Here is a 12,089-nt window from a genome sequence, read left to right as displayed (position 1 = left end):
CCTCTTGCTTGTACGTGTCTTTCGCGTCAGTCTCTACATCAGATTCCATCACATGTCGTTCAGGACTATCCCTATGTCGTTACGCATCTGCATCCTTGAAACCGATGTCCTGCGACCGGAGTTGACCGCGCAGTATCGGGGCTACGGAAGGATGTTCGAGCAGCTGTTCTCGCGTCAGCCGATCGCCGCCGAGTTTCGCGTCTTCAACGTGATGAACGGCGAGTATCCGCCCGAAGGTGAAACCTTCGATGCCTACCTTGTGACCGGCAGCAAGGCCGACTCGTTCGGTACCGATCCCTGGATCCAGACCCTCAAGGCCTACCTGCTCAAGCTTTATGAGCGGGGCGAGAAGCTGCTGGGGGTTTGTTTTGGTCACCAGGTGCTGGCGCTGGTGCTGGGCGGCAAGGCTGAGCGCGCCGATCGCGGCTGGGGGCTGGGTATCCACCGCTACAGCCTGGCGGCCCACGCGCCATGGATGGACCCTGAGGTGACCGAACTGACCCTGCTGATCAGCCATCAGGACCAGGTGACCGCGTTGCCTGAAGGCGCAACCCTGATCGCCTCCAGCGATTTCTGCCCGAATGCGGCCTATCACGTGGGTGACCAGGTGCTGTGCTTCCAGGGGCATCCGGAGTTTGTCCACGACTATTCCCGTGCGCTGCTCGATGCGCGCCAGGACGTTCTGGGGGATGAGGTGTATCACAAGGCCGTGGCGAGCCTGGCCACCGAGCACCAGGGCGATCTGGTGGGCGAGTGGATGCTGCGGTTCGTCCAGCAACCGCGCAAGGGCAAGCAGAGCGCGGCCTGAGCCTGCCACTGGGTCGTTCTTTTCGCGGGCTTGTATGGCGCCGCCGCGAAAAGAACGACTCGCTAGCTAGCCCGTTACAACCATCCCGAGCGCTTGAAGCTCGCATACAGCCCTGCACATCCCGCCCCGATCACGCCCAGCACCGCAAAGTACCCATAGTGCCAGCCCAGCTCCGGCATGTTCTGGAAGTTCATTCCGTAGATCCCGGCAATGGCCGTGGGGAAGGCGAGTATCGCCGCCCACGCAGCGAACTTGCGCTGCACGATGCTCTGGCGTGACGACTCCAGCAGCATGCCGATCTCGATGGTCTGGCTGGCGATGTCGCGTATGCCGACAAGGTCCTCCATCTGCCGCGTGACGTGGATCTGCACGTCGCGAAAGTACGGGCGCATGTTCTTGTCGATGAACGGAAAGCTCAGGCGCTGCAGCTCTTCGCCGATCTCCACCATCGGCGCCACGTAGCGGCGCAGGCGCAGGATGTCGCGCCGCAAGCTGTGCAGGCGGCGGATGTCCTGTTCTTGCAGCGAGCCGCTGAGCACGCTTTGCTCCAGCTCCTCGATCTCGCCATGGATCGCCTCGCTGACGGGCTGGTAGTTTTCGGTGACGAAGTCGAGCAGGGCGTAGAGCACGAAGTCCTCGCCGTGCTCGAGCAGCAGCGGCCGCGCTTCGCAGCGCTGACGTACCAGGGCGTAGGATTTCGAATGGCCGTTGCGGCAGGTGATGATGTAGCCGTTGCCGGCAAAGATGTGGGTCTCGATGAACTCCAGCTTGCCCTCATGGCGCACCGGCGAATAGGTGACGATGAACAGCGCGTCGCCGAAGGTTTCGAGCTTGGGGCGGCTGTGCTTCTCCAGCGCGTCCTCGATGGCCAGTTCGTGCAGGCCGAACTGGCGCTGCAGGTTGGCCAGCTCCTGGGCGTTGGGCTCCTCCAGGCCTATCCAGACGAAGTGCCCAGGCTTGCGTGCCCATTCACTGCCTTCGTCGAGGCTGATGTTGGTGACCTTTCTCCCGGCGCTGTACACCGCCGCTGCGACGACTCGACCCATGGTTGCCTGCTTCTTCGGTTGGACACCCCGACAGCTTGGGCCGTGCTGCGGCGTAGAGCAAGCTGGCGGCTCAGGCCTGCGGCAACTCCCGCTCCATGCGATCGATGCACTGCTGCATCTGCAGGCGGCATTGCTCCATCAGCGCCGGCACGTCCTGCTGCCCCAGGCCATGGGTGGCGATCGGTGGCAAGGAGCGGACGATCACCGTGCGCTGTCGCCAACTGTTGAGACTCAGGCGCTTGGAGTAGCGGCTGACGCATACCGGCACGATCGGCACGCCGGCCTCGACCGCCATGTGGAACGCGCCTTTCTTGAACGCCAGCAGGTGTTCAGTCGGGTTGCGTGTGCCTTCGGGGAAGATCCAGATCGAGGTGTCGTCGCGCAGGATCCGCGTGGTCAGTCGCATCGCCTTGCGCGCCTGGTAGGCATTCTTGCGGTCCACCAGTACGTTGCCGCCGAGCCAGAACAATTGGCCGAACAACGGAATCCAGCCCAGGCTCTTCTTGCCGATGGCAACCGTACGCCGTGGAACCACCTGGCCGAGGATGAACAGGTCGTAGTTGGATTGATGATTGGCGACGATCACGCAGCCGGGCGGCTGGTCCCACAAAGGGCCGACTTCAGCCTTGACCCGGATGCGCATGAGCCAGGCTGCTGGCACGCTGTAGAGGCGGGCGAACAGGCGGCTGTTATCGGGGTTGAAGGGGCGGCACAGGCCGATGACCAGGCCGACGGCGCCGACCAGCAGGAAGTGCAGCGCCAGAAGGAGCATGCGAAGCATATAGAGCATGATACGGCTCACACCAGACAGTCGCGGCGCAGTGTACGACCGTGCACTGGTCAGGGCAAACCGGCGAGCAGAGACCGGTCGCGTCCTGGCTTTGCTGGAGCGGCACGCGGCAGCTCCAGCAAGCCTGGTTTCAGCCCATGTGGCCCTTGTCGGCCTCGATCGCCTTGTCGAGCGTCTCCAGCAGCGCCTTGCGCACTTTGCGCTTGGTGTTCTTGTGCGCCAGCATGTTCAGTTTCTTCAGTTCCCGCGCCGCGCTCAGCGCCGTTTCCTGGAGTTGCTCGGCGGGTACCACCTTGTCGAGGAACCCGGCCACCACTGCCCCGTGCGGGTCGAAGACCTCGGCATTGTTCACCGAGCGCTGGAAGGTCGAGCGGGTCAGGCGGTCGCGAGCCAGCTCGATCCCGGCATGGTGCATGGTCATGCCGATCTGGACCTCGTTCAGGCAGATCTTGTACGGACCTTCGACACCGATACGGTAGTCGGCCGACAGCAGCAGGAACGCGCCCTTGGCCACGGCATTGCCGGGGCAGGCGACGATCACCGGGAAGGGGTGCGAGAGCAGGCGGCGGGCCAGGGTGGAGCCGGCTGTGACCAGGTCGATCGCCTCTTTGGGGCCGGCGGTCATCACCTTGAGATCGTAGCCGCCGGAAAGAATGCCTGGCTGGCCGGTGATGATCACCACGGCACGTTCTTCCTCGGCACGGTCCAGTGCTGCGTTGAAGGCGGTGATGACGTCCGGCGAGATCGCGTTGACCTTGCCGTTGTTCAGGGTCAGGGTGGCGATGCCGTCTTCGGCGTGGTAGGTAATCAGCTCGCTCATGACAGAGTCCTTTGGGTGGCGTGGCGATGACGTTACCCAGCAGCGCAGGCCAGGTAAAGCGCCAAGGCTGACTGGCCGGTCAGCCTTGGCCAGCTACCCCGTGTGGCGTCGGGGCCGGTGTCAGGAATGCGGAAAAAGCGCAGGCCAGATTGGCAGCATCGCCCTGGCTGGCCAGGCTTTTCCGGGGCGAGGCTTAAGCGCATGAAAATTCTGAAAAAAATGCTTGCCAAAGGAAAGGTCTTCTACTAAATTAGCGCGCCTCGACAGGCTGAATGGCTTGAAGAGATCCGGTGAAGTGTCCGAGTGGTCGAAGGAGCACGCCTGGAAAGTGTGTATACGAGAAATCGTATCAAGGGTTCAAATCCCTTCTTCACCGCCACATTCCACAAGAAACCCCTGAATCGAAAGGTTCAGGGGTTTTTTGTTTGCGTGAAATCCGGCTTGGCGTGCTCGCCCGCGAACACCGACCAAGCCGGTGTCCGCGGGGAAGCGATATATTCAGAAACTGACCGACGCCGACAGTCTTGCCGTGCGCGGCGCGCCCTGGAACAGATAGTTGTCGCCCAGGTAATCCCCCACATCGCGCCAGTAGCGCTTGTCGAAAATGTTGTCTACCGTCAGGCGCAGCACGGTGTCATAGTCACCGATGCGGGTGCGGTAGCGGCTGCCGATATCGAATACCGTGTAGCCGCCGACCTCGACGTTGCCTGCCTGGCTCGCGTACTTGCTGGCGCTGTAGCGTGCACCGCCGAGCAGTGCCAGGCCCGGCACCGGAAGGTTGTATTCGGCTTGCAGCGCCGCGCGCAGGCGAGGCACGTTGATCGCCTGGTGGCCCTCGTAGGCGTCGGTGCCGCTGTTCTTCACCCGGGCGCGGATCGCGGCGGCGCTGGCGTGCAACTGCAGGCTGGATGTCACCCAGCCGCTGGCGCCGAGCTCCAGGCCGGTGTTCTTCTGCTGGCCTTGCTGCACATAGATTGGGTCCGTACCGTCCTGTGGTCGGGCGTACTGGTAGGCCTGGCGGATCTGGAACAGCGCTGCGCTCAGGCTCATGCCTTTCCAATCGCGCTTGATACCCACTTCCAATTGGCGCGACAGGGTCGGGGCGAGGATCTCGGCAGCGTTGCTGGCGAACCAAGGCGCGGTGCCGCCCGCCGACAGGCCTTTGGACCAGCTGGCGTACAGCGTGGTGTCCGCTTGCGGTTTGTAGATCAGGGCGGCGTTGGGCAGCAACTGGTACTGGCGGGTATGGCGGCCAGCAGCACCGGTTTCGTCCCAGGTCTTTTCGTCCAGGCGCACTTCGCGCGCGCCGAGTACGGTCTGCCATTGCTCGTTGAAGCTGATGCGGTCGCTGACGAACAGGCCGTACTGGCGGCTGTCCAGGCGGCGTTCGCTATGTCCGATCGGTTTTTCGGACGGCGCCAGAGCGGGCGCGCCGGTGTAGATGTTTCCGCTGCCGAGCCACTCGTTGTAATACGGACGCTGATCAAGGGTCCGACGCTGGGCGCTGCTGCCGACAGTCAGTTCATGCTGCAGGCCCAAGGCTTGGAAACGGCCTTCGAGGGTGGCCTGGAGTTCGTCGGTGCGCCGGGTGTCGTCGGGGCTGCGGAAGTCGTAGATGCCGTAGTCGCCGTTGCCGGAGAAGAACGCGTCGTCGCCGGAGCCCCAGGCGAACGCACTGTAGTCGTCAATCACCACCTTGCTGCGCGAAGCGCTGAGCGTGCCGGTCCAGGCTTCGTTGAAGCGGTACTCGAAGCGTCCGCCCAGGTTCAACGAGTCGTTCGTCACAGGCTTGGCCCAATGCTGGTAGGCCAGGCGGTCGTCCGGGTCGATGCCGTGGGGCACCTGGGTGCCGCCCAGCAACTGGTAGCCGGGCACCGAGCGCTGTTCGCGGTGCTGATACTCGGCATCGAGTTGCAGGGTGGCGTCGGGGTTGATCTGCCAGTCGAATGCCAGCGAGGCGAAGTCGCGCTTGCCGTCGGCATGGTCGACGTAGGAACGGATGTCTTCATGGGCGAGGTTGGCGCGCAGGCCGAACTGTTTCTCGCTGCCGAACCAGCCGCCGAGGTCGGTGGCCAGGTAGCGTTCGCCCTGCTCGTTGGTCGAGACGGTGACACTGCGCACATCCTCGGCGCGCTTGGTCACATAGTTGACCAGCCCGCCGGGTTCGGACACGCCGCTCTGCAGGCCCGACAAACCCTTGAGCAATTCGACCTGTTGCTTGTTCTCCAGCGCCACGTTCTGCTCGCCGGCGATGGTCTGGCCATTGATCCGATAGCTGCTGGCGGCATTCAGTTCGAAGCCGCGCACGTTGAAGTTCTCGTAGTAGCCGATCGGCGCGTAGCTTTCGCCGACCGAGGCATCGCTTTGCAGCACCTCGCTGAGCAAGCGTACCTGGCGATCATCGAGCAGTTGGCGACTGAACACGCTGACCGAGGCCGGGGTGTCGAGCAGCGGTGCGGCATGCCAGCCGCCTACCTGGGCTTCACGTGGTTGATAGCCGTCATCGCCGCTGCGTTCGGTGACCTGCAAGGGGGCGAGGGTCACGCGTTCATCGGCCAGACCCTGACCGGCATGCAGCGCAAGGCCCAGGCCAAGCAGGCCAAAGGGCAGGCGGGGGCGAAGCGGGGTCATGCAAGGCTCCTTGGAAGGCGGATGCGCCGGTATGCTCCGGCGGCAGTCGGTGGGGCGGTTGGCAAAGGGGCGCAATGGTAGCAGGGGTGTCAGGGGCTGTGCGGTGTTCTTTTCGCGGGCAAGCCCGCTCCCACAGGTATCACACACTGCTCTTGGGTTCAGTGGGGTGCCCGCGAAAAGAACACCTCGATCATGCAGACGAACTCGACCCCGATGGTTTTACCTGGCGCCCGAGCGCTGACGCTGGCGCCAGGTGTCGTCGATCTTCGACCAGGTCTTGCCATCGGTAATGGCCAGCAGCTTGCGGCCATCCTTGAACGTGGCGAGAAAGGTGGCTTCCTCCTCTTTGCCGCCAAGCCACAATCCGGCGAGCATGCCGACCGGCCCGGCCACCAGGGCGCCGGCGACACCCCAGCCGAGGGTGGCGCCCAGGTTGCGGTTCGATTCCAGGCTGGCGAGCCGGAGGTCCTTGATACGGGCCAGGGAGATACGCTCACCGGCCTGGCTGCGTGGGGTCTTGAGTGTGAGCGATCCGTTGCGATACTCGCCTTCACCTTGCAAGAAATCGCCGGATTGCACCGTGAGTCTTGTCATTGTGTCGTCCTGTCAGTGGAGGGGCTGTAACCAGCACCTACTGAGCGCCGCACCCCTCGGCAAGTCAACGAGCAGGCGACGGAGGGTCGTGCGACCGGTTGTCGCGAGGCCAGACGCCATTAACGAACAACGGTCTTGAATCATCAGCAGGACGTCGCTTTTTCATAATAAAACTTCCCGGCCTTGAATAATAAACCGGTCAGTCATTATCTGGAGTATGGGTACTCCTCAATACACCTGGTGCATAACAGTTTGCGCAAATAACAGCGGCGCACCGCTTATTTCTCCGTTAGGAAGATTGGCGTCAAAAAACACTGGACAGAAAGTTTCTAAATGTGTCAGTTTTTTTGCGCCTCACAAGGGCGAGTGACAGGATGCTCTCGCCGAAAGTTTGAGCGTTCCTGTCGAACATCAACTTTTCCGCAAACAAGGAAGTGTCTGCATGTCGAAAGTCAAAGCAAATGCTGTTGTTTCTGCTGCCTCGGTGTTGCAACCGAACGGGCCGAGTTCGGCCTTCGGGCTGATCAACAGCTTCGCCCACCAGTACGATCGCGGTGGTGCGAACATCAATGGCAAACCTTCGTTCACCGTCGATCAGGCAGCCACCCAACTGCTGCGCGACGGGGCGTCCTGGAAGGACCTGAACAAGGACGGCACCATCAGCCTCACCTACACCTTCCTGACCAAAGCGCCGGCGGACTTCGCCAGCCGTGGCCTGGGCAGCTTCAGCCAGTTCAACAACCAGCAGAAAGCCCAGGCCAAGCTGGCCATGGAGTCCTGGGCCGACGTGGCCAAGCTGAGCTTCACCGAGGCAGCTTCGGGCGGCGACGGTCACATGACCTTCGGCAACTTCAGCGCCAGCAACGGTGGCGCGGCGTTCGCCTACCTGCCGTTCGACGGATGGGGTTCGCACAAAGGTGAGTCGTGGTACCTGATCAATAGCGGTTATCAGGTGAACATCAATCCCGACACTGGCAACTACGGTCGCCAGACCCTGACCCACGAGATCGGCCACGTGCTCGGCCTGTCCCACCCCGGTGACTACAACGCCGGCGAGGGCAACCCGAGCTATCGTGACGCTTCGTATGCACAGGACACCCGCGGCTACAGCGTCATGAGCTACTGGAGCGAAAGCAACACCGCGCAGAACTTCGTCAAGGGCGGCGGGCAGTACTACGCGTCGGCCCCGCTGATGGACGACATCGCGGCGATCCAGAAACTCTACGGCGCCAACTACGCCACGCGTTCGGGCGACACCGTGTACGGCTTCAACTCCACGGCTGATCGCGATTTCTACTCGGCCACCTCGGCTTCGTCGAAGGTGGTGTTCAGCGTGTGGGATGGCGGCGGCAACGATACCCTGGACTTCTCCGGGTTCACCCAGAACCAGAAGATCAACCTCAACGAGGCTTCGTTCTCCGATGTTGGTGGCATGATCGGGAACGTCTCGATCGCCAAGGGCGTGACCGTGGAGAACGCCATCGGCGGTTCGGGCAACGACCTGTTGATCGGCAACGCGGTGGCCAACGTGCTCAAGGGGGGGGCCGGCAACGACATCATCTACGGCGGTGGCGGGGCTGACACCCTCTGGGGGGAAGCGGTGCGGACACCTTCGTCTATGGCGCCATCAGCGATTCGACGGCCAAGGCGCCGGACCGGATCATGGATTTTGTCAGCGGTCAGGACAAGATTGATCTGTCAGCCATCTCGGCGTTTTCCCAGGGCAAGCTACCGCTAGAGTTCGTCAGTGCCTTCACCGGACATGCCGGCGAGGCCGTTCTCAGCTACGACCAGGCGACCAACCTGGGCAGCCTGTCCATCGACTTCACCGGCAATAGTCTGGCTGACTTCCTGGTGACCACCGTAGGTCAGGCCGTCGCCACGGATATCGTGGTCTGACGGGCCGGGAGCGGCTCGCGTAGCGCTGCGCGGGTTGCTCCCTGCCACATGGACCACGCGAGGTGGATGGATGCGAGCAATCAAACGAATGATCGCGCTGGGCGCGATTCCCTTGATGTCTATGACCGAGGTAGGTATGGCGAGCAGCCTGCTACTCCCCAACGCCGCGCAACTGGCCGGGCGCTGGACGCTTTATCCGCAGCAGCAGCAGGCCAGTGCCTGCACCCTGCGCCTGTCGGCCAGCGAGGGCGCGCTGGACGGTGACCTGGCCTGCGCCGAGCGCTTGCTCGGGGTTCGTCCGGGCAGTTGGCTGGTGACACCCGACACCCTGGCACTGGTGGGCGGCGACGGCAGCACGGTGGTGCATTTCAGCCGACAGGGCGCCGGTCGCTATACCTGGACTTCAGCCGCCGGCAGTGCAGTGGTGCTGGAGCGTGTGGACAATTAATTACCCGGCCAAGTTATAACGGCAATAAGGGCGAAACATGAAACTTCCGAGCAACAGGCCCGGCGCACTTTTGTGGGCGGCACTTGGCGAATTCAAATCGACGTTGATCAGCGTCGGTTTTTTTACTGCGTTGATCAATATTCTCATGCTCGTGCCGTCGATTTATATGCTGCAAGTGTACGACCGTGTACTGACTTCGCAGAATGAAACCACCCTGTGGATGTTGACGCTGATGGTGGTGGGTTTCTTCGCATATATGGGCGTGCTGGAAGCGGTGCGCAGTTTCATTGTGATTCGCGTCGGCCATCGACTGGAACAGCGCTTCAACCTGAACATCTATCGCGCCGCGTTCGAACGTAACTTGCGCCAGGGTGATGGCGCCGCTGGCCAGGCCTTGAACGACATGACCCAGGTGCGCCAGTTCGTCACTGGCCCTGCGTTGTTCGCCTTCTTCGATGCCCCCTGGTTTCCGGTGTACCTGGCGGTGATTTTCCTGTTCAACGTCTGGCTGGGTGTGCTCGCCAGTGCCGGAGCCTTGCTTTTGGTACTGCTGGCCGTGCTCAACGAGCGCCTGACCCAGCGCCCGCTGGCCGAAGCGAGCAACCTGCAGCAGCAGTCGAGCAGCCTGGCCGGCAGCCAACTGCTCAACGCCGAAAGCATCCAGGCCATGGGCATGCTCGGCGCGCTACGCCAGCGCTGGTTCGCCTTGCACGGGCGCTTTCTCGAGTTGCAGAACCGGGCCAGCGACACGTCGGCAGTGATCACTGCCACCAGCAAGTCCCTGCGCCTGTGTTTGCAGTCGCTGGTGCTGGGCCTGGGTGCGCTGCTGGTGATCGAGGGCCAGATGACGCCGGGCATGATGATCGCCGGCTCCATTCTCATGGGCCGGGTGCTGGTGCCGATCGACCAGCTCATTGCGGTGTGGAAGCAGTGGAGCGGTGCCCACTTGGCCTACAAGCGCCTGGAAACCTTGCTGCAGGAGCATCCTGAACCACCAGTGCCAATGTCGCTGCCAGCGCCTGACGGTCAGTTGTCCATCGAGCAGGTCAGCGGCGGGCCACCGGGGCGCAGGGTCGCCACCGTGCAGCAGGTCAGTTTTGCCCTGGCGCCCGGTGAGGTGCTGGGGGTGCTGGGGGCTTCGGGGTCCGGCAAGTCGACCCTGGCCAGGTTGCTGGTGGGTGTCTGGCAACCGCTGGCGGGCCATGTGCGCCTGGATGGCGCCGAGCTTTCCCAGTGGGACCGCGATGCGCTCGGTCCGCATATCGGCTATCTGCCGCAAAGTATCGAGCTGCTGCGTGGCAGCATTGCCGAGAATATCGCCCGATTCGGCGAGCTCGATGGCCATAAGGTGGTGGAGGCTGCGCGTCTGGCGGGGGTGCATGAATTGATCCTGCGCTTGCCGCAGGGGTACGACACGCGCCTGGGCGAGGGCGGTGGCGACCTCTCTGGCGGCCAGAAACAACGTATTGCCCTGGCGCGCGCGCTCTATGGCAGCCCCTGTCTGATCGTGCTCGACGAACCCAACTCCAACCTCGACAGCCTTGGCGAGGCGGCGTTGGCCAATGCCATCGTCCAGTTGAAGGCTCTGGGGCGCACGGTGGTGTTGGTGACCCATCGCAGCGCGGCGCTGGCCCAGGCTGACAAGTTGCTGGTGATGAACGACGGGCGCGTGCAGGCGTTTGGCCCTGCGCGGGATATTCTCCAGGCGCTGGGCCAGGGCACCGCACAGCGGCCGCTGCAAGCCGGAGGTGGTGCATGAGCCGCGTGACGAGCGATGCACGCTTCTACGTGCGCCTTGGCTGGCTGCTGACCCTGCTGGGGTTTGGCGGATTCATGGCCTGGGCCAGCCTCGCGCCGCTGGATCAGGGCGTGGCGGTGCAGGGCACCGTGGTGGTGTCGGGCAAGCGCAAGGCAGTGCAGTCGATGGCTGCCGGGGTGGTCAGCCGGATTCTGGTCAGCGAAGGGCAGGTGGTGCGCCAGGGTGAGCCGCTGTTCCGCCTCGATCGTACCCAGGTACAAGCAGATGTCGAGGCGCTGCAGGCCCAGTACCGCATGACCCAGGCCAGCCTTGCGCGTTGGCGCGGTGAACGGGACAACGTGGGGCAGGTGCAGTTTCCTGCGGAGCTGATGGATGAGTCCGATGCGCAACTCGGCCTGGTTGTTGAAGGTCAGCGCCAGCTGTTCGATAGCCGTCGCCAGGCCCTGGCCCGTGAACAGGGCGCGGTGTCGGCCAGCATCGAAGGCTCCCAGGCCCAACTGGCCGGCATGCGCCGGGCACGGGGCGACCTGCAGGCCCAGGCTGACTCCCTGCGCGAGCAGTTGGACAATCTGCGCCCGCTGGCCGGCGAGGGCTACATCCCGCGCAATCGGGTGCTCGAATACCAGCGGCAGTTGTCCCAGGTGCAACGTGACCTGGCGCAGAACGCAGGCGACAGCGCGCGCCTGGAGCAAGGCATCGTCGAGGCCCGGCTCAACCTGCAGCAGCGCCGCGAGGAATACCAGAAAGAGGTGCGCACCCAACTGGCCGAGGCCCAGGTCAAGGCCGCGACGCTGGAGCAGCAGCTCAACTCGGCACGCTTCGAGTTGCGTCACAGCGAGATCCTCGCACCCGCCGACGGCATCGCCGGCAACCTGGGCGTCCACACCGAGGGTGCGGTGGTGCGGGCAGGCGACACGTTGCTTGAGATCGTGCCGCAAGGCACAGCGCTGGAGGTGGAGGGGCGCTTGCCGGTGAACCTGGTGGACAAGGTCGCGCCGCAGTTGCCGGTCGATATCCTGTTCACGGCCTTCAACCAGAACAGCACGCCACGGGTTACCGGCGAGGTGGCGCTGATATCGGCCGACCAGTTGCTCGACGAGCGCAGCGGCCAGCCGTACTACGTGCTGCGCAGCACCGTCAGTGAAGAGGCGCTGGCGCGTTTGCAGGGCTTGTCGATCCGTCCGGGCATGCCCGCCGAACTGTTCGTGCGCACTGGCGAGCGCTCGCTGCTCAACTACCTGTTCAAGCCCCTGCTCGACCGTGCAGGCAGCGCCTTGACCGAACAATAAGGACG

The 12,089-nt window shown here is 63.3% G+C and carries 9 protein-coding genes, 1 tRNA gene and 1 pseudogene; 6 read left to right on the top strand and 5 right to left on the bottom strand.

Going from position 1 to position 12,089, the window contains the following annotated elements; all coding sequences use genetic code 11:
* Positions 1–73 precede the first annotated feature (73 nt).
* A complete protein-coding gene (locus ACMGGG_RS16640) occupies positions 74–808 on the top strand; it encodes an amidotransferase (RefSeq protein ID WP_054891974.1) in 735 nt (244 codons plus the stop codon).
* 74 nt (positions 809–882) lie between these two features.
* Here the strand turns inward: ACMGGG_RS16640 and ACMGGG_RS16635 are convergent, their stop codons facing one another.
* The 3 genes from ACMGGG_RS16635 to ACMGGG_RS16625 all read right to left on the bottom strand — a co-directional run bounded on the left by ACMGGG_RS16635 (position 883) and on the right by ACMGGG_RS16625 (position 3,464).
* Positions 883–1,854: a magnesium and cobalt transport protein CorA gene (locus tag ACMGGG_RS16635; protein ID WP_054891973.1), complete on the bottom strand. Its 972-nt coding sequence runs from the start codon at positions 1,852–1,854 to the stop codon at positions 883–885.
* Between the two features lie 70 nt (positions 1,855–1,924).
* Positions 1,925–2,644: a lysophospholipid acyltransferase family protein gene (locus ACMGGG_RS16630; protein ID WP_151925535.1), complete on the bottom strand. Its 720-nt coding sequence runs from the start codon at positions 2,642–2,644 to the stop codon at positions 1,925–1,927.
* A gap of 130 nt (positions 2,645–2,774) precedes the next feature.
* A complete protein-coding gene (locus tag ACMGGG_RS16625) occupies positions 2,775–3,464 on the bottom strand; it encodes a crotonase/enoyl-CoA hydratase family protein (protein ID WP_054891971.1) in 690 nt (229 codons plus the stop codon).
* A 289-nt stretch (positions 3,465–3,753) separates the two neighbouring features.
* Here ACMGGG_RS16625 and ACMGGG_RS16620 point away from each other — a divergent pair.
* Positions 3,754–3,843, top strand: a tRNA-Ser gene (locus ACMGGG_RS16620).
* Positions 3,844–3,962: 119 nt separating this feature from the next.
* On the opposite strand, the gene ACMGGG_RS16615 is transcribed toward ACMGGG_RS16620, so the two are convergent.
* Both ACMGGG_RS16615 and ACMGGG_RS16610 read right to left on the bottom strand, forming a co-directional pair.
* On the bottom strand, positions 3,963–6,095 hold the full coding sequence (locus ACMGGG_RS16615; RefSeq protein ID WP_414154071.1) for a TonB-dependent siderophore receptor: 2,133 nt from the start codon (positions 6,093–6,095) through the stop codon (positions 3,963–3,965).
* A 219-nt stretch (positions 6,096–6,314) separates the two neighbouring features.
* Complete coding sequence (locus tag ACMGGG_RS16610; RefSeq protein WP_054891968.1) at positions 6,315–6,689, bottom strand: hypothetical protein; 375 nt, start codon at positions 6,687–6,689, stop codon at positions 6,315–6,317.
* A gap of 442 nt (positions 6,690–7,131) precedes the next feature.
* Between ACMGGG_RS16610 and ACMGGG_RS16605 the strand changes: the two are divergent.
* The 4 genes and pseudogenes from ACMGGG_RS16605 (at position 7,132) to ACMGGG_RS16590 (ending at position 12,084) form a co-directional block, all read left to right on the top strand.
* Positions 7,132–8,588 (top strand): annotated as a pseudogene (locus ACMGGG_RS16605) (serralysin family metalloprotease).
* A gap of 70 nt (positions 8,589–8,658) precedes the next feature.
* Complete coding sequence (locus ACMGGG_RS16600) at positions 8,659–9,036, top strand: AprI/Inh family metalloprotease inhibitor (RefSeq protein WP_414154070.1); 378 nt, start codon at positions 8,659–8,661, stop codon at positions 9,034–9,036.
* A 37-nt stretch (positions 9,037–9,073) separates the two neighbouring features.
* Positions 9,074–10,795, top strand: coding sequence for a type I secretion system permease/ATPase (locus ACMGGG_RS16595; protein WP_414154069.1), 1,722 nt, complete (start codon positions 9,074–9,076; stop codon positions 10,793–10,795).
* Positions 10,792–12,084, top strand: coding sequence for an HlyD family type I secretion periplasmic adaptor subunit (locus ACMGGG_RS16590; protein ID WP_414154068.1), 1,293 nt, complete (start codon positions 10,792–10,794; stop codon positions 12,082–12,084). The genes ACMGGG_RS16595 and ACMGGG_RS16590 overlap by 4 nt, the downstream gene beginning before the upstream one ends.
* Positions 12,085–12,089: the final 5 nt, after the last annotated feature.

The sequence above is a fragment of the Pseudomonas sp. BNK-44-b genome, assembly GCF_047456245.1.
Classification (GTDB): Bacteria; Pseudomonadota; Gammaproteobacteria; order Pseudomonadales; family Pseudomonadaceae; genus Aquipseudomonas; species Aquipseudomonas machongensis.
The sequence above is the reverse complement of the archived record's forward strand: the minus strand, read 5'-3'. Positions and strand labels throughout refer to the sequence as shown.